Raw genomic sequence first — 17397 nt, 5'->3', positions numbered from 1 at the left:
GAGCAGGCAGCCCCTACTCGGCAACCCACGAATCTGTGCGAGTGAGGCCCCGGCCCGCAACCACCCAGCAACCCCGAGCGGTCACTTCATACCGTCTAGTCCGTCGAGCGGTTACTCGAACTGGTGTTCTAATCTGAGGAGAGGGGGACCAATCGCCGTTACCCGCGGGAGCCGCCGCCGGATGGCCAGCGTCGGCATTGCTGGGTGATGCGGACGGCTCGCGAGCGGGGTCCGTGGCCGGGGTTGATTCTCGAGTGGCGCCGTACCTCGTCGGGGGAGTGGCAGGCGCGGGTCGTGTACGTGCCTGACCTGCGCCGGCCGGAGTCTGTGGAGGGGTGGTTCGCCGCGGCCAATCTACGGCCGCTGAACCCGGAGGGCTAGCCGGGCGGTCCACGCGGGCGGGCGTTGCCGACGACGGCATGCTCAACGCATGGTGGGAAAATGGAGACGGGCGCCGCGGTGGTCGAGCTGTACGGGTTGATGCCCGAGCAGTTCATCGGCGCCCGGAACCAGCTGGCCAAGGCGGCCCGCGAGGCCGGAGACCAGCAGACCGCGGCCGCGGTTGCGGCGCTGTGCAAGCCGACCGTGTCGGCCTGGCTGGCCAACCAGCTGGTCCGCATCGATCCCGACGGCATCCACGCCTTGACCCAGCTCGGCGAACAGCTGCGCGAGACCTACCTGTCGTCCGACAGCACCCGAAGGCGCGAACTGACCCACCAGCGCCATGACCTGGTGCGCAGCCTGGTCCGGGTGGCGCGCGACCAGGCCGCCGGCGGTCGCCGGGTCACGCCCCAGACCACGGAACGACTCACGGAGACCCTCGACGCCGCCCTCGTCGACCCCGCGGCCGCGCAACTCCTCCGCTCCGGACAGCTGACAAGCGCCCTTCGGCACGTCGGATTCGGCGTGGTCGACGAGAACGGCGACCCAGTCCAGCTCGCCCCGATCAGGCCACGCGTCGTACGCCGCTCCGCACCGCCGCGCAAACGCCAGACGTCGACGACCATGCAGCGCCCGACCGCAAAGACGGGCCGCTCGCCAGTCGACCACACGCTCAAGCAGCGCCGAGCCGCCCAGCGGAAACGCCGAGACGAGGCAGAAGCGGACTACACACTTGCCGCGACCGAGCACGAGCACGCCGGCCAGGTGCTCGACGCGCACCAGCATCGCATCGCCGACCTCGAAGCCGACCTTGTCCGACTCAACGACCAACTCGAACAGACCCGCCAGACGCTGCGCGAAGCGCGCAAGCAAACCCGACGCCTAGAACGCGCCTTCCACCAGGCCGCTCGCAACGCCGCCGCTGTCAGAAAGCGGCTCGACAGCGAGGAGCAGCGTCTGACCGCGATGGAGTGACCTGATCGCCGGGCATCCAGTCACATCGGCGACTAGAACATAGGTTCGAATAATGTCATGATGAGGCTATGGTAGGACGGTTCAACGTGCGCAGCGGTGACGGCGACCAGGACTGGACAGTCTGGGACAACGCCGCCAACGGCAACCGCGGATCCGGGCTGACCGAAGAAGCCGCCCACAAGCTCGCCGCGGACCTTGAGTTGCAGTACGACGTGTACGGGCCGCGGTCGGCCGACCACAACCGCCGGGTTGATCCGCCGGTCGCCGTCGAGACGGCCTCGCAGCTAGCGGGCTGGCTCGACGCGTGGATCTTCGAGCAAGGAACTTGGGTCGGCCGCGTCCGCGGACCGGGCGGCAGGGTCGCGTGGGTTCCGCAGGCCGAACTGCGCCGTGTCGAGCAGTTCTGACGGGTTGCGCCGGGCAAGCGAATGACGTACGGGAGGTGTGGTGATGCCTGGTCCACTGCGAGAACCGGTCATCACTCTGGCGGGCGGCCCGTGGGACCGCCAGGCCTTCTACGTCACCGAATGGCACGACTGCCGCCACGCAGCCGAACTCATGGGCCGAACACCCGATGAATTCTGCGGCTGGCCACTGGCCTACCGGCAAGAGACGCCGGGAGGCCATCGCTGGATCTGGACCGCCGGCGAGAACTGGCCGAGAAAGCACTCATCCAGCGCGGATGCGTGAACCGACCGCTGACGATCTCGGGCATCGTTCCCCCGGGGACAGGCCAGGGATGATGGCAACAAAATTGCAAAACCACTGTTCGAATCCGTGTCTAGGCAACTACTCTCCGACAGATGAACGGGGCCAACAGCAACAATCACAACCGCCGCCCGCTGAACCCCCTCGCTCCGCGGGTCCCTCCGCCGCTGCCGTCGATCCGGCCCGGTCAGCCGCCCACCCCCGCCGCCGGCCCTGGTCGACCGCCCGAGCCTCTGCCACGGCGACCCGCCGCACCCGTCCCGCAACAGCTCCGCCTACCTCCCGCGGGAAAGGGCAGGAGGTGGGAAGTCTCCGGCCTGACCGAGCTGGTGATGGCGCTGCCGTGGCTGTACTGGTCGTGGCTGTCCATTCAACTCATCGGCACCCCGAGCACGACCGTCTACGCGATTGTCATGGTCTTGTGGGCGGCGGTCGCGGTCGGCTCGCTGCATCCTCGCGTTGAGGAGCTCTTGGCCTGGAAGGTGTGGCGGTTGCGGCCCCCGAACGGGTTGGAGAGCCAACGCATCGGCCCGGCATGCTTCGCCGTCTGCCTCGCGGCCGGGGTCGATCCCAGCCGATACCGGGTGTGGATCCACGAAGGACCGGAGGCGACCGCGCCGGCCACCGCCGGATCAACGGTCGCCGTCACGAGCTGGTCAACTCTCGTCCTCCCGGCCCACAACCTCGAAGCGGTCCTAGCGCACGAGCTGGCGCACCGGCTGGCGCTGCCCCGGCCGGTCTCGCTGTTCATCTACTGCCTGTCGCTGCCGGCCCGGATGATGGGCAAGGCGATCCGGGCGAGCTGGAAACTCCCGGTGCTCAGTCTCCTAGTGAAGGTCTTCGCGGCGGTCTGGACAATCGGCATCCTCGGTGCGTGGGCCTTCTGGGGGTTCTCCAGCGAAATCGTGCTGTTGCTCTCACCGCTGGTCGCGCCGATCGTCGTTCCCGCCGCCGCCCGCGCGTCGGAGATGTACGCCGACCGGATCGCGTTCGATCTCGGATACGGCCCCGCAATGGCGGAGGTCTTCACCGGCCGGGAATACCAACGCGCCCAAGCATGGGCTTCAGCCCCGCAACAGGGCTTGCAAGACTCTCAACCGCTCGACTCGGCCCGCCTGCGCGCGCTCGAGCGGTTGCTCGCCTCGGCCCAGCACAACAGCCACCAGCCGCGCTAGACGAGGAGATGCTGCGCAGAAAGACGTGATGAAAGACAAGGCCGCGGTTGCTGAGATCGCGCAGCGCGACAACGCGTCAGCCGCGCTGGCCCGCAAGGTCGACTAGGCAGCGCTGTATTCACCTTTACGGGCGATCGATGAGCCGCGACCCTGGTGCATGTGCGTGTTGACGACCTCTTTACCGATCCCTCGCAGGGGCTGTTCGGTCTCGGAGCCCGAGAGCTGAACTTCCAGCTCTTGGACCAACTCCAGTACGGCCGCAGTACGAAGTACTCCGACATCGATGCAGCACCGCCCTGCTGCAGCTGGCTCACGACGAATTTCTGCGGTTCGGAACAGACGGAGCGAACAAGCTCACCGAAGAGGAAATTCGTCAGACGCTGAGCACCCTCACCCCCATACTCGACCGGCTCGGCGTTCCCCACACCGACTGGCCATTCCGGGACTTCGCGACCTTCCGCGGCTACTGGAAGCGCAACGGCGCGGCCGGCAGCGGTGGTTGGGCTGCACGTACGAAGATCCTGCAAGAGTTCTTCGGGCCGCTGCAGGAGCAGGTTGCAGCCTTGGCCGCACAGGCTGCCACGTCCAGCCTCGCGGAACCTGTTTCAGAGCGGTCCACCACCGGATGGCCGGCCGTTGATGAGGAGATCCGGGAGATTCGGCGATCATTTCAGCGAGCAAAGACCCCGCAGGAGTACCGCGCTGTTGGACTCGGCTGCGTGGCGCTCACAGAGGCGCTGAGCCGCCAGGTGTACGACCCGGCCCTCCACCTACGGCCGGGAGAGAGCGAGCCACCGGCGGCCAACACGAAGCAGCGACTCGGTCGGTATGTCGAGGTTGCACTGCCAGGCGAGCACACATCCATCGTCAGTCTCATCCGCGCCGCGATCGAGCTATCCCAGCGGATCAAGCACCAGGATGCACCTACGCGGCGCGACGCAGGTCTGGCCGCCGACGCCGTGATCTTGCTGGCCAACCTCCTACGCCGGCTGGCGGAGCCGGATCGGTAGCCTGTACGCGAAGTTCATGCAGCTCATCGTTCGACGGCGGCTGGCCATGACCTATGCAGACGCCGAACACGCTCAGGAGCGGCGGCAGCTCGCGTGAGTTGACTACTACCTCCGGATGTTGGAGTGACGGGAGACGCCGGTCGGAGGCTCGACAACCCGTGCCCCTGGCGAGTGAAGGATGTCCCATGGGGCGTCCGCGCTCAGAGCTGTCTGCACTCTTGGCCGTCCAGCAAGGCCAGCATATGCATCGGATTCTCAATCGCGGCGATGAGACCGCTTGTCCGACGCGCCCATTGCGCCGGGTCGGCACCGTCACCGAACCCCGTAGCTGACGTGAACTGCCGCTGAAGATTGATCGGTAGCCGGGCGGCGAGGTCCTCCGCAAGTTTCCCGCCAACCAAGGCCTGCGGTGATGGCTGGAACCGCCGCAACCGGCTGAAAGAGTCGGCAGGCGGGGGGACCTCCTCCGTGGCGTCGCAGAGAGCGATGCCTGCTGCATGGACCCAGCCGATATCGCAGGCGTCAGGCGCTGGGACGGCGACCCGCTGAACGCTGGCGATCGCGTCGCGTCCCAGTGCCAGCGTGATTCCTCCGGGGTCCTCGTGGTAGTTGAGGTAGCGGGCGGCGTTGATCCCCGGAGGGCAGACATCGTGCAGCATCACGTCGCCGGCGAAGTCGCTGGGGTCGACGATCCAGCCGTCTCTCACCGCGGTGGTCGGCTCGAGGTGAACGCGGTAGAGGTAGAACTGGCTGCCGCGATCGGCCTGGTCGTCGATGCGCCGCAGCATGTTGTGGATCGCGGCCTCGTACGTGCCGACGTGGAGAGCCTTCGCCCGCTGACTCTCGGCCCAGGCGGCGACCCGTCTGTCTCCACCCATCAGCCGCCGGGTCTCAGCGGTCAGACCGGCCGCCGGGTCGAAGTCCTTCGTCGGCCAATCCGGCTGCGTGCTGGTGTGGTACCAGAACAGCCGCGTGACGCTGTCGTCCAGCGCCAGGTCGGCGGGATCGACTGTTACCCGCGGTGCGTCCTCGTGCTCGCACGTCATGCGGCAACCGGGGCACTTTTCCTGTCCCTGCTCCCATCGGTCGATCCAGTCCAGATCGACGAGGAATCGCAGACCGCAGCCCCCGCACAACATGTACCGGTCGCGCGAGAAGTCGATCGGCCGTTCCATGGCTACATTCTCCGATACAGGTGGACGTGCTCGACCCCATTCCGGCGCGTGTCCACGTCCGCGCAGGTGCTCAGCGCCACCCCTACATCGTGGACGCCGCAACCGTGTGCATCGAGGCGCGCCTGCCGGCCCGCTCGTGGTCGTCGGTCTGAGCCCCGGGATTGTCTTTGCGCGGCGGCCTCCAGGAAAGACCCTATGAGGGGACGCGGCAATCGAGGCGACGAGGCAACAGCGACGCTGACCCTAGTCATGCTGTATCCGCCCCGCTACCCTGGGCTGCCCCGCGAGTCACGACACGAGGACCATGTCTCCAATACCACGTCCGACCCCCTGTTTCCTGGATACTCAGATTAAGCTTGTACGGCGTGGCGGGTTGCGCTGGGCGAGCGCAGACGGATCGCGGCTTTGGGAGTGGGACTCGCTGCACGGGCACATCGAGGGTTACAACAAGCGTGGGCGCCATGTGGGCGTCTTCGAGGCGAGAACGGGTCAACGGATCGGACCTGCGGTCCCGGGAAGGAGAATTGATGTCTAGTCACCATCAGACGTTCGTGTCAGCCTGCCTATCCGGCTCCGCGCTCCTCGATGATGTCGATGACTGGGTTGACGAGTGGCATGAGTCGGATGGACGCACGGATACCGGACCGCTGAGCCTTGATGAATTCCTCGGGTTTGAGCCTTCCGAAGGTGCGCTGTGGGCAGAGAAGCCTGAGTCACTACGCTTCATCGTTGCCGCGCACCGATACGGGCGACCCGTCGAGGAGTTGCTTCAAAGCCGGGACGAGTTCGCACTGGCCGCTCGCACGACCGCTAGCGAGGATGCCGACGCAGTACTCGACTGGCTACGGCAGACTGGCCGTCTACAGGAATCCGACTAGATTTGCCCATACCCGCGCCGGCGACAGCGGCTCGCCGAACTGCCTCCCTTGTGGTGTCTCGTCTCGACTTAGAACCGCCTGTAAACATCGAGGAGCTTCTCCGCGCACGGGCGGAGGTCCATCGTGTGGACTGGCCCCACAAGACCGTGGACGCGATCCTGCTTAAACTTAGCGGGCATTCACCCAGTGTATATCTACGCGCTACGGACAATCTATTTCGTGAGCGATTCACGATGGCGCACGAGCTTGGGCACTTGATGCTACCGTGGCATCTGCCGCGAGCGAATTGTGCGATCGGCACTGGAAACCTGGATCTTGAGAAATATTCAGTCGAGGATGAAGCTGATATTTTCGCGTCGTGCCTGCTTATCCCTGATGCCTGGCTTCTAGATCTTCTCAGGGTGCATGGCGACGACATGTCTGAGATCTTGAGGGAATTGAATTCTGCAGAAGTTACCACCATTGCTGGTCTGAGGGCTCTGCGGAGAGTTCTGATATCCGGCTGGATCTTCGTCGCGTATAACAAGGAGATTATCGCAACACCAGGTACCTCAGCGCATGAGTTACGAAATATGAGTGTCCGAAAGGCGCGGAGAAGACTCGAATCTCAGTGCTATGCCTCGGGGGAAGCGATAGTTAACGACTTCACTGTGCGTTGGTATCAGATGTTTTCCCCTGCGGAGCCTCCGGAGCGGGATCCCGCCGACGGTCGCACTCTTCACCAACAGTTGGTCGATGCGATTTCGATGGTCGAATCGGATGAGCATGAGCGAACGCATCTTGCGAACGTCTGTAACGGGAAGGTTGGCGGCCTCCTGCGCGAGGCGTCCGGCCGGCCAGCAACCGAAACGTTCAGCATCCTAAAATACAGGTTCGAGAGTTCACATGTAGCGTTTCTCTTGGAGCAGCCCGACTTTATCTCCTGGTTGGCCGAGAAGGCGCGCACGATCGAAGCAGGCGATACGAAGGCCAAGAAGGGGCGACGGAAGTAGCGCGGTTGCGTGACTGTTCGAGGTGCAATCCTTGGTCCAGGAACCCGGAACCGATGCGCCTGCCCGTGCGTCGAAGGGGGCGGCGCCGAGTGGCAGGATCCCTATGAGGGCGGGGGCCCGACCTGCTATGTGGCTCCGAGGGGAAGGTCTGAGGAGGTCGAACGGTGGAGTTCCTAATCGGCACGATCGTGAGCGTTGTGTCGGCCGTGATCGCGTGGGTCACCTTCGCATGGCAGAAGCGCGGAGGGACCTTCAAGCGAATCCATTACTCAGCCGTGTGTGAGCAATTCTTGATGGACTTTGGGGATAATGCGATCCAGTCCCTTAATAGCGGGCCGATTTCTGTATGCTTGGATCCGGGCGGACGTAAACTCATCTGGCCGATTGCGTTCAAGTTGAAGCTTGCAAACACCGGCCAAGCGCCCATCTTACCAGGAGACTTCGCGGGTCCGCTCAGTATAGTGATTGGGGATCACTGCGAATTCCTTGGCGGTGTATTCTCGGTCAATCGCGGTCGAGCTGACGAATTCTTCGGGCCTGGCTCGGCAGAAGTGGGCGATGGTCGGATCAAACTCTCGCCCTTTCTATTTAACCCTGGCGACGAGATAACGATATCAGGGATGTTAAACGGAGGACTTCCTGACGAGGGTATTGTGGTCAGCGGGCGGATCGCCGGTGTGGAGACACTTGTGCGGTTGGATCCCCGCGATCGTCGCGGTCTCACCGCACAACTGCGTGTGACGTCGATGATGTATCCCTCGCGACATGACTGGCCAACCGAGTTAGGCTTGGATGTGAAGGTTCTCATCCTCCCCAAGTTTCTTCCTCTGGACGATTTCGCACCAAAGTCAAAATTGGGTTCGAATATCTCCACAATGGTGAATGATGTCGCGGTTGAAAAGATGCATCAGGTTGCAATCCGCATTGCCAACTGTACAGATCGTGAAGTCGAGATACGAGAGAGCTTAGGGTTCAGTGTGGAGACGCCCTCCTTTCTGCATCTATACGAAGCGCGTTTGAATGACGTGGAGGTCAATGGCAGGGCTCTACGTCGAATTCTAAGCTGGGGCCCCGATGAAGTAGACATTCGCGCCGGGACACTTCAGCCTGGAGAAGAGCTCTTCGTTTCGTTCGTTACGGAAGGTGACGTGGCTGATTTGCGCCTCGCGGCACATCCAAGCAGCGTGACGGATGTTCAGCTTGCGCGCATGACGCTGCCGGAAAAGCCCTTAGATTCGGAACTGTTTGAGACGGCGCCTAGGGTTCTCATGATGACCCCGGCCATTTATCGAGGCTTTCACGCCGTGAGGATGAGGATGCGGCAACGTTTCCTCCCCAAGATGCGGAACGTATTTCGCTACCTGCGATCGTTTCCGGATTAAAGTCGTCGAGTAGGGGAAGGCCGTCCGACCTAGTTCGAATTGGTCAGTAAGCGAGCTCTCTATCCCGCGCCGGCTTCCCGGTCACTCGCTCGGCTTGCTCGCCGCTTGTGGCCGCAGGCGTGCTCGGTGCTGCCATCGGCGCGTACTTCACCTGGAAACGATCCCGCCGAAGCCGCAACTAACGCTGACAATGGCGTCCGTTCAACTGCTAAGCCATGCCGCCGGCTCGGTGAGTGAACAACTACAGGTAACTCACCCCACCTTGGGCAAGCTTCAGTCCCCAAGAATCGTGTCTCTCGCGTTGAGGAACTCAGGTCGCGCAGCTATTGCGTCTGCACATTTTGACGCCGACCGGTCAATGCGGGTTGGTATACGCGCGACGATCATGCAGGTGCTTGAGCCAGTCAGCGAGGGCAGCGGACCAGGAGCGGAACCTCCTGGCTGCGAGGCCTCCGGCGACGAGCTCGCAATTGGGCCAGGCTTGATCAGCCGGGGCCAACTGGTGACCTACGCGGTACTAGTAGATGCCAAACCCAAGCTGGAGATCCGTCGGGACACGCTGGTCGATGTTGACCTGAGCGTGGTGCAGACTGACCCATTCAAAGGCCACGCGTGTTGGCAGAATGCTCCGCTGTGGGTCGCAGGTGTCGCTCTAGGGTTTGGGGGCCGCCCCTCGCGCAGCAACTCGGCGCGCCACCCGCGATGTTCGTGTGGACACCAGCCATCGGCGGCCTCCTTGGCCTCGTGCTCGGCTCCGTCGTGCAGCGAGCCCATGACCGAAAGACATACCGGGCGTGGGAGGCGAACTCAGACTGATGGACGTCGAGAATCGGTCGTTTCTCAGCAGGGGTCCGGGTCTGCCGCCAGACCCTGACCGCAGCAGAACCTCCGCGTTGAGAACGTGTTGCGCAACTACGAGGCGGACAAGTCGGCAGCCACTGATTCCCGTCGGTGTAGTGGACAGCAGCCGAGTGTGCTCGTACTGCAGTTCCGCGAAGGATCGCGACGCCTCATGAGCCGACAGCTGACGGTGCTGCCTGCTGGCCCTTGCTGCGATCGTGGTGCAGGTCGTGGTGCGAAGTGGTGTCGACTCCTGCGGGATATGTTGCCGTGGTGCGAAGCGAGCGACGGCAAAGTTGCTGGTAGAGGCCAGATGTGGTGGTGTCGTTCCTCCTCGTAATGAGAAGGTCGTCGGTCCAATTTTGACCGGCGGCTGACCTTGGATCGGCTGACAACGACGCCCAACAGGGAGTGGGCCGGCATGACGCCGACCCACTCGCTGTCGACTGCCGGTCCGCCGCGCCGGTCCTGGCGCGGGGCTCGCTCGCTGGCACATGGGGAGGAGACTCGCCTCGGGTAGAGCTACTCGCAGGGTGGACGGTCTGGGCATGATTGCTCCTTGGAGGTGCGTGCATGCCGGAGCCACGATCGTTGCTGCGTGACACGCACCCCGACGTATTCCTAGAGGCGGTGCGGATCGTGGGCTCGGCGGTAGCGCCGCCCTCGTTGGGAACGCATAGCAACCGCCTGGTGATCTGGCGTTGCCGAACCTGTGGTCACGAGTGGACGGCGACGGCAGCAGCGCGCGCACGAGGCGGGGGTTGCCCGGACTGCGCAATGGCGAAGCGCGCGCGATCGAGGGCCCAGGCGCCACCTGGCCGTTCGCTCCTTGCCCTCAGCCCGACCGTCGCGGCTGAGTTCGTCCAGAACCTCACGCGGCCAGACATGGGTCCAGGCGATCTCCGACTGAGTTCGCAGCAGCGTTGCCTTTGGAAGTGCTCGAAATGCGGCCACAGTTGGAAGGCCACAGTCGCGAACCGAGTCGCAGGCCGTGGGTGCACGGACTGTGCCAACAGGCGCCGCGCCGACCGGATGCGCCAGCCGACAGCGCGGACCGGCACCGCGGCAGAACGGGCAACCTTCCCGCCGACCGAACTGGTCATAAACCTCACCGCCACAGACAGAGGACTTACCGGCTTACGCCCCGGGTCAACCGACCGTTGCCTGTGGCGCTGCTCCGCCTGCTTGCACGAGTGGGAAGCCACGCTCGTCAATCGAATCCTGAAGGGCAGCGGCTGCCCGGTCTGCGGCCAGCAGAAGTCCGCGGAGACCCGCTCCACCGCGACCGAGGACGGATCACTGCTGGCGCTCTACCCGGACATCGCAGCAGAGTTCATTAGCAACGAAAGCGCGTCGAGCCGTACCCCCGACCGGCTCAACCCAGGCTCGAACACGCTGTGTCGATGGCGATGCAAGCGTGGCCACGAGTGGGTCACCACCGTCGCCTCACGGGTTGCAGGTACCGGGTGCGCCCGGTGTGGCGCCAGAGGTCAGTCCCGCCTCGAACTAGAGGTTGCTGAACTCCTGCGCGCAGCGACCGGCGAACACGTTGAGGTCGATGTTCCGCTGAGGACGGAGCTACGGACCTGGCGGCTCGACATCGCGCTGCCATGCCTTGACCTCTACATCGACCTCGATCCCGCGTTCTGGCACAGCAACTCCGATCGAGACCAGCGGAAGGCCGACGCACTCCGGGGCCACCGCTACGTGCGAGTCCGCGACGCCTCGTTGCCGGCACTTAACGACGTCACAACTGTGACCGTCACGGACGGCTCGCTCGACGCGACCGAATGGGCGAGAGCGTTGCGGGCGGTGGTGAGTCCGGTCGTGGAGTGGATCGACCTGGACACCGAACGTGTGGCGGGCGCACTGGCCGATGCGGCGGGCTTGTGGCGGCAGACCCTCCAGGGGCGCCCGAAACGGTCGGCCGTTGATGTCGCTCCGCATCTGTCAGAGGAATTTCTACGGAACGAGACGCGGCCAGGCGTCGACCTTGCCTGGGTCTCGCCAAGCGCGAAAGACCAGTGCCGGTGGCGCTGTCAAACGTGCGAACACGAGTGGCTAACCAGCATCGCCGTCCGCGCGCTCCTCGGTTCTGGCTGCCCGGTCTGCGGGCGAGCAAAGGTCGGCCTGGCGGCCTCGATGGCACGGCCGGGCTTCTCGCTGGTCGACCTCTACCCCGACATCGCCGCCGAGTTCATCTCCTGCGTACGCCCTGAACGCGCCCCCTCCGACCTGCGACCATCAAGCAACATCGTCTGTTGGTGGCGCTGCCCAGAGTGCGCGATCGAGTACAAGACAACGCCTTCCGCCCGGATCAGGGGCCGTCGCTGCCCGTCATGCGCTAAGGCAAGAGCGGGTGACAAACGCAGCCGCCGCGACTCGTTGGGCGGCAACAGCCTCGCCGAGAGGTTCCCCGCGCTCGCCGCCGAGTTCGTCGGACTCGAAGGACACTCGCATCGAAGCGCAGCCGACATCCCGCCTGGAGCCAACCATCGAGCACGCTGGCGGTGCCGTGCATGCGGGCACGAATGGTCGGCGGTGGTGGCTTCACGGGCCCTCGGCGCCTCGGGGTGTCCTGCCTGCGGGCGACTGAGGACCGCCGCAGCACGAGCAACACCCGCCCTCGGCGCCACGCTCGCCGATCTCCACCCTCAAATCGCCGGGCAACTAGTCGAGAACCTCAGTCACCCTGACCGAGACGCAGCCCAACTCAAAGCGGGGAGCCACGACCGCTGCCGCTGGCGATGCGCAAGCGGGCACGAGTGGGAGACCAGCGTCAAGAACCGAACCCGGGGCGGTACCGGCTGCCCAGCATGCGCACGGAGCAGACCGCAACCTCAGTAGCCTGCGCGGTGGGCTGCTGCCGAAGGCCGGCCAGCCGCGGTCCTTGTTGTCCGTGGCTAGCGGGTTACGCTGCGAACGATCTCGCCGCCGATGAGCGGTTTGTCCGCAGGCCCTTTGACGTACGGGCCTCGGTAGATGACCTTGTGTCGCTGTTCGCTGGGATACCACTGTCGAACTTTGTGCATTCGGACCACCCAGCGGTGGTTCCACCGATCGAGGCTTTCACCGTCGTCAGCGTCGGAAGACGCAGAGCGAGCAGATCGGAGTTCGACGACCCGCACCTCGGGCGGGGCCTGGACGCGTGCGGCCGTGACGCGAGCAGAGTGGTTCACCTCGGCCTCACTGATCTGAGCGATTGATTGGTCGCACAAACGCCAGAACGCGTAGAGGAAGCGAAGCATGAATCGGCCGTCGGGATCGTCGATTTCATCGCCAGACACGTAGTCCCCGAGGACGACGTTCTCCTGGTAGCCGTGCTCTTCTTCCCAACGGCGCTGCGCGGTACCGGACTGCCGGGCGTTGTCCGCCCACGCATCCAGGTTCCGCAGCTGAGCGCTCGAAGGGACGAACTCGAACGGGTAGCACTGGATGCCGTCGAGCATCAGCGGCGGCAACGGGGTTCCCTCCGCTCGTGCCTGGGCTGCGAATTCGCGGAACGAATCCGCTTCCACCGGCCCGTTGCGGTCGTAGTACGTGGAGATCTTCACTGCAGGCTTCGATACAAACGCACCAGTCGCCGGATCAGGTATCGACATCGGTATCGGACCGCGCCACAGAAACGCACGGTCGTCGCTGATGTTGCCGTTTGGGGTCTTGACGAGTAGCGGCCGCGGCAGCACGAGGACTCCGGTGCGGCACGGCAAGTCGTCTGCTCGCAACAGAGTCAGATCATCCTCGGTCAGGCTGGACGCGGCAGCTGTGATGACGTCAACCATTTGCGGACTGAGGATGTAGAGGTCTGCCTTGGCGAGATCGACTGCCTCGTCGTCGATCACAGTTTCACCGATCTCGTACCAGTGCTCCGGTTGCCAGGTCTCGGGATAGCCGAGGCCCGTGATGAGCATCAGTGCTGCAGCCTCCTCGTGCCCGCCAACGTGGGAACGGTGCAGCTCAAAAGCATCGACCAGCCGCTGAGCACGATCGATCCTTGCGATCGGTGCTCGGCGAAGGAACTCGGCCGTTGTGGTTCTGTGCTCTCGCGCCGCACGAGCGGCGCCAGCCGCAGTCCAGCCCTTCTTCTGCTTCTTCGCCACCGGTTCCTCCTTGCTGTCAGCACGACCACCAATGCAATCACAGCGCGGGCGACACTAGCGTCGACGCTCCGCGCAGCCCTGCCAACAACGGCACCCGGTCGACTGCGCGCGTCTATGCGCAATAGATTCGTCAGCGCGGGGCACGATGTAGCCGCTGCTCGCTTCAATGCGCGCTCGTGTGATCCGAGGAGTGCAAGACATCGGGAAGAGTCGAGGAGGGCGGCGAGGGATGGCCGAATCCCCACCGGCAAGACGTGGTTACCTGACCGTTGAGGAGGTCTGCGCCGAACTCAGGATCGCTCGGTCGACCTTCTATGAATGGCGCACTGCCAGGAAGGCGCCTCCATGCATCAAGCTCCCCAACGGTGGGCTTCGCGTCCGTCGCGGCGATCTTGACCGCTGGCTAGACGGGTTGTCAGAGTAGCCGCCGCCGAGCCGGGGTTGCACGGGCGGGCACTTGTGGCTGCACGCCAGTCGGATTGAGGCTGTCTGCGTGGCATCATCCGTGGCACGAAACTGCGGATATTCATGAGGAACCTCGTGTCCGCTGCCGCGTTGTCATATGCGCCTGTCGAGAGTGGATGAGACGGCGAAGGTCTTCCTCGTAATTGAGAAGGTCGCCAGCCCGACGTAGGTGACGGTTGACGGTCCGAGGACGTCGTTACCTCGCGGACTTCGCGATCTGTCGGACCCCGGAGCACAACCGGTCGGCCGGCATCTGGCGTGGCCCTTGCAGTTGCGTCCCCGTTCGGCAGCTTGTGGCGGTTGCATGCGACGGTGCGCTCGAGGCGGGCTCATCGAGGCAGGAGCCAGTACTCGACTCGCTGGGCCAGCGTCGGCCTTGGGGGCCAGTCGCCCGCGAGGCCTGGTAGGTGGTCCGGGCCGTGTTCGGTGATGGTCATCGACTCCCGGCGGAGCATCTGCTGGAACGTACGGCGTCGGCGTATCCAGTCCACGCGCGGGTCGTCGACGGCGCCGTAGGCGGCCTCGTAGGCGAGAAGGTTGGTGCGCGCCTGTTCGGGGTCTATGACGTCGATGACCCTTGTGTCTAGGAGCCAGGGAGCGATGCCGCCGGCGTCGACGAGATCTTGATGGGACCAATCGTCGACGCGGTGCCGGTAGTTGGTGAGGAGACCGGCACGGAAGAGCAGGCGGTACAAAGGTTCCGCGTAGCCGGCGAACACTGGAATCTCCCACGGTGCGCGCTGGACGGTGACCTGGGCGAGCGCGACGGGAAAGCCTGCGGCCCGGATGGCGGCCGCGCGGTGGTTGCCGTTGACTGTGACGCAATGGACCGGTCCGCGCGGCGTTGATGTGGTGTCCAGGACGAAGTTGAACCCCAGGATCTTGTCGAGACCAGCGGGGTGGCCGGCCTCAGTGATCAGGTTGCGCGCAAGCTCGGCGAGACCGGCCGGGGTGTGGTGGTATGGAAAGTTTGAGTCGGTGGTCACCGGGATGTCGTCCGGTCGGATCCAGGCGTAGACGGGCTCGCCTCGGGTCCCGCACGTTGGTGGCACTGGCCGCGGGGCGCCGAGGACCTGTTCGACATCGGTGAAAAGGTCCTGAAGCGAGTCCTCCCGCCTCGCCACGCAGTGGTCCCGCCACATCTGAACCGCGCCGCGATGGCCCGCGAGATCGGCCGCTGGGATCATTCCGTGCTCGGCAAGCAGTACCTTGGCATGCTCAACGTCTTGCTCTGTCGCGGAGACCTTGAAGCTCGCGCGGTCGATCCCCGTCCAGTCACCGCGGGATCGGACCTCTGGTGCGATCGATGCGCGCAATGCCACGACGTCGGGCTCGAGTTCTCCCTCGTCTGCCTCATCGAACTGGTCCTCGAAATCGTCGCCGTCCAAGCTCACGCGGGCAGCCTCGCGTGCGACCCACCTGACGTGCAAGCGACCAGCGCGCCATCAGCCGAACTGGTCTCCCATCGCCGCAGGCTCGACGTGGGCGCCAGTGACCGGCGCGGCCAACCTGATGTTGGTTGAACTCCGCGGGCTCCGCATTACTGCCACTAGTGCATGGGTTTGATCTGACGGCTGTCGTCGAGGAGCTCCCAGGCCCGTAGCAAGTCGAGCGCGCGGCGCACGGTTCCCTCCGACACTCCGTGCTGTTCAGCAAGCTTCTTCGCCGGTGGCAGCGAGGTGTGCTCGGGCAGCAGGCCGGACTCGATGGCAGCGCCAAGCTTCGCCGCGATCGCCTCGTAGGGTGCCCGCGGGTCGCGCATGATCCGCTCACGCTCGCTGAGCCGTTCTGGGCGGCTCGGGAGACGGTTGAAGAGCGCGGTCGCAGCCCGCTGGTCGGCCTCGGAGACGAATGCGGTGTAGACGCGGAGCGTAGTAGTGCCGCCGCCTCCGTGGCCAAGGCGTCCGGCGACGGTTCGGATGTCGACGCCGGCGGCGATCAGTTCGGTGGCCGAGTAGTGGCGGAGATTGTGCAGGTGGGTATCAATGCCGAGGCGGGTCGCCAGCTTGCTGTAGCGCTGCGAGACGCTGTCGGGTACCAGGTGCTCGCTGTTGTCTGGGGCAAGGGAGAACACGAACGCGTTTGGGCCGAGCTTGGTCTTCAGCTTCGTCGCGTTCTCGTCGCAGATTTCGCGGTGTTTGCGCAGAAGTGTCACGCTTTCGGCGTCCAGCGTAAGGCGCCGGTGCTGGTGGGTCTTGGTGTCCTTGAGCCACTTCTTGCTGCTGTTTTGAGCCACGCTGGTATCGATGACGATGGTGCCTTGGTCGAGGTCGACCTTGGACCAGCGAAGGCCGCACAGCTCACCACGCCGGGCGCCGGTGACCATCGCAAGCCAAACAAAAGTGCCCCACGCCGGGTCGGAGAAGGCCTCGCCAAGAATTCGCGCGGCCTCGTCGGCGGTCGGGGGACGAGGATTCGGCTTCGGCGCAGATGGAGGCTTGCCGGTGGGCATCGGATTGACCGATACCCACTTCCACCGGACGGCCTGCCGAAAGGCACCGCTCAGGATGAAATGAATCTGGCGGACTGTGGACGCGCCGAGCGGACGGCACTCGTGAGGACGGCAGCGTTGGTCGCACTCGTGCTGAGTCTTGGTTCGATGCTCGGTGAATGGCCTTCGGTCGCAGTGGTGACGACAGCGACGGAGCTCGGCGTAGTAGGAGTCGAGGACATCGGCGTCGACTGCGCCGACCTTGACGTGGCCAATCAGCGGCTCGATGTGATTGCGGACGTACCCGCGGTAGGTGCGCCGGGTGGTCTCGTCCAGCTCGGCAAGCTCCAGGTGGCGCTCGATCAGTTGGCTCACACTCGCGTTGGTTCGAGGCTGCCGCCGTTCGTCGACCTGGCTCTGGAGTCGCCGGATGGCGCGCTCGGCCTCCTCTGCGGCCTTCGGCGTGTTCGCCGCGATCGTTTCACGGAGGTAGTGGCGGCGTTTCGTCACCGGGTCGATGCCGGCGTAGACGACAACTCGGAGCGCGCCGCTAGGCAGCTCCTCCACAGAGCCGCGGGCGCGCTGGCGCCTCTTCGGGGCCTTTGCCATGGTCCCAAGTCTAGCGACTCGCACCACGTTTGATCCCACGGACGAGATGCCGCGGTTGACGGAGGTTCTCACGCTCACTCCGGAACCGCCTTGTTTTAAAGGCGATTCCGGCTGGTAGGCCCCGTGGGACTCGAACCCACAACCCGCGGATTAAAAGTCCGCTGCTCTGCCAGTTGAGCTAGAGGCCCTCTCACGAGGGGTGACGGGAACAGTGTGTCAGGTTTGTCCAGGTGGTTGCTCGGTGGGGCTGAGGTGGTTACGGCTGGTGACTGTTCG

General features: G+C 64.6%; 16 protein-coding genes and 1 tRNA gene. 12 read left to right on the top strand and 5 right to left on the bottom strand.

What is annotated here, in order from left to right; genetic code table 11:
• Window positions 1-207: 207 nt before the first annotated feature.
• The 5 genes from E0H73_RS45795 (at window position 208) to E0H73_RS10385 (ending at window position 4249) form a co-directional block, all read left to right on the top strand.
• A complete protein-coding gene (locus E0H73_RS45795) occupies window positions 208-381 on the top strand; it encodes a hypothetical protein (protein ID WP_165555572.1) in 174 nt (57 codons plus the stop codon).
• Between the two features lie 60 nt (window positions 382-441).
• Window positions 442-1356 (top strand): hypothetical protein, encoded by a 915-nt coding sequence (locus tag E0H73_RS10400; protein WP_131353264.1) that lies wholly within the window; start codon window positions 442-444, stop codon window positions 1354-1356.
• 68 nt (window positions 1357-1424) lie between these two features.
• Window positions 1425-1763, top strand: a complete 339-nt coding sequence (locus tag E0H73_RS10395) for a hypothetical protein (RefSeq protein WP_131353263.1) — start codon at window positions 1425-1427, stop codon at window positions 1761-1763.
• Window positions 1764-2159: 396 nt separating this feature from the next.
• Window positions 2160-3239 (top strand): M48 family metalloprotease, encoded by a 1080-nt coding sequence (locus E0H73_RS10390; RefSeq protein ID WP_131353262.1) that lies wholly within the window; start codon window positions 2160-2162, stop codon window positions 3237-3239.
• 719 nt (window positions 3240-3958) lie between these two features.
• Window positions 3959-4249: a hypothetical protein gene (locus E0H73_RS10385; protein WP_131353261.1), complete on the top strand. Its 291-nt coding sequence runs from the start codon at window positions 3959-3961 to the stop codon at window positions 4247-4249.
• Between the two features lie 200 nt (window positions 4250-4449).
• Here the strand turns inward: E0H73_RS10385 and E0H73_RS10380 are convergent, their stop codons facing one another.
• Window positions 4450-5424 carry a hypothetical protein gene (locus E0H73_RS10380; RefSeq protein ID WP_131353260.1) on the bottom strand — a complete coding sequence of 325 codons (975 nt, stop codon included), beginning with the start codon at window positions 5422-5424 and terminating at the stop codon, window positions 4450-4452.
• A 304-nt stretch (window positions 5425-5728) separates the two neighbouring features.
• On the opposite strand from E0H73_RS10380, the gene E0H73_RS48355 reads away from it, so the two are divergent.
• From E0H73_RS48355 to E0H73_RS48350, 5 genes are all read left to right on the top strand, one after another.
• Complete coding sequence (locus tag E0H73_RS48355) at window positions 5729-5959, top strand: colicin E3/pyocin S6 family cytotoxin (RefSeq protein WP_131353259.1); 231 nt, start codon at window positions 5729-5731, stop codon at window positions 5957-5959.
• The gene (locus tag E0H73_RS10370; protein ID WP_131353258.1) at window positions 5952-6302 is read left to right on the top strand and encodes a hypothetical protein; all 351 of its coding nucleotides are present in this window, start codon (window positions 5952-5954) and stop codon (window positions 6300-6302) included. Before E0H73_RS48355 ends, E0H73_RS10370 begins: the two co-directional genes overlap by 8 nt.
• A gap of 50 nt (window positions 6303-6352) precedes the next feature.
• Window positions 6353-7294: an ImmA/IrrE family metallo-endopeptidase gene (locus tag E0H73_RS10365; RefSeq protein ID WP_337590316.1), complete on the top strand. Its 942-nt coding sequence runs from the start codon at window positions 6353-6355 to the stop codon at window positions 7292-7294.
• A 164-nt stretch (window positions 7295-7458) separates the two neighbouring features.
• Window positions 7459-8676, top strand: coding sequence for a hypothetical protein (locus E0H73_RS10360; RefSeq protein WP_131353256.1), 1218 nt, complete (start codon window positions 7459-7461; stop codon window positions 8674-8676).
• A 1413-nt stretch (window positions 8677-10089) separates the two neighbouring features.
• Window positions 10090-12363, top strand: coding sequence for a zinc-ribbon domain-containing protein (locus E0H73_RS48350; protein WP_131353255.1), 2274 nt, complete (start codon window positions 10090-10092; stop codon window positions 12361-12363).
• Between the two features lie 56 nt (window positions 12364-12419).
• Here E0H73_RS48350 and E0H73_RS10350 read toward each other — a convergent pair whose 3' ends face one another.
• Window positions 12420-13616 (bottom strand): hypothetical protein, encoded by a 1197-nt coding sequence (locus E0H73_RS10350; protein ID WP_131353254.1) that lies wholly within the window; start codon window positions 13614-13616, stop codon window positions 12420-12422.
• Window positions 13617-13782: 166 nt separating this feature from the next.
• On the opposite strand from E0H73_RS10350, the gene E0H73_RS10345 reads away from it, so the two are divergent.
• Complete coding sequence (locus E0H73_RS10345; protein ID WP_337590315.1) at window positions 13783-14040, top strand: helix-turn-helix transcriptional regulator; 258 nt, start codon at window positions 13783-13785, stop codon at window positions 14038-14040.
• Between the two features lie 370 nt (window positions 14041-14410).
• Here E0H73_RS10345 and E0H73_RS10340 read toward each other — a convergent pair whose 3' ends face one another.
• Complete coding sequence (locus E0H73_RS10340; protein WP_131353252.1) at window positions 14411-15067, bottom strand: hypothetical protein; 657 nt, start codon at window positions 15065-15067, stop codon at window positions 14411-14413.
• A 171-nt stretch (window positions 15068-15238) separates the two neighbouring features.
• On the opposite strand from E0H73_RS10340, the gene E0H73_RS10335 reads away from it, so the two are divergent.
• Window positions 15239-15604, top strand: coding sequence for a hypothetical protein (locus E0H73_RS10335; protein ID WP_131353251.1), 366 nt, complete (start codon window positions 15239-15241; stop codon window positions 15602-15604).
• Window positions 15605-15630: 26 nt separating this feature from the next.
• Here E0H73_RS10335 and E0H73_RS10330 read toward each other — a convergent pair whose 3' ends face one another.
• Window positions 15631-16887 carry a tyrosine-type recombinase/integrase gene (locus E0H73_RS10330; protein WP_202867293.1) on the bottom strand — a complete coding sequence of 419 codons (1257 nt, stop codon included), beginning with the start codon at window positions 16885-16887 and terminating at the stop codon, window positions 15631-15633.
• A gap of 346 nt (window positions 16888-17233) precedes the next feature.
• Window positions 17234-17309: transfer RNA gene (locus E0H73_RS10325), tRNA-Lys, on the bottom strand.
• Between the last annotated feature and the right edge of the window lie 88 nt (window positions 17310-17397).

This window comes from Kribbella pittospori (assembly GCF_004331465.1).
GTDB lineage: Bacteria > Actinomycetota > Actinomycetes > Propionibacteriales > Kribbellaceae > Kribbella > Kribbella pittospori.
The sequence above is the reverse complement of the archived record's forward strand: the minus strand, read 5'-3'. Positions and strand labels throughout refer to the sequence as shown.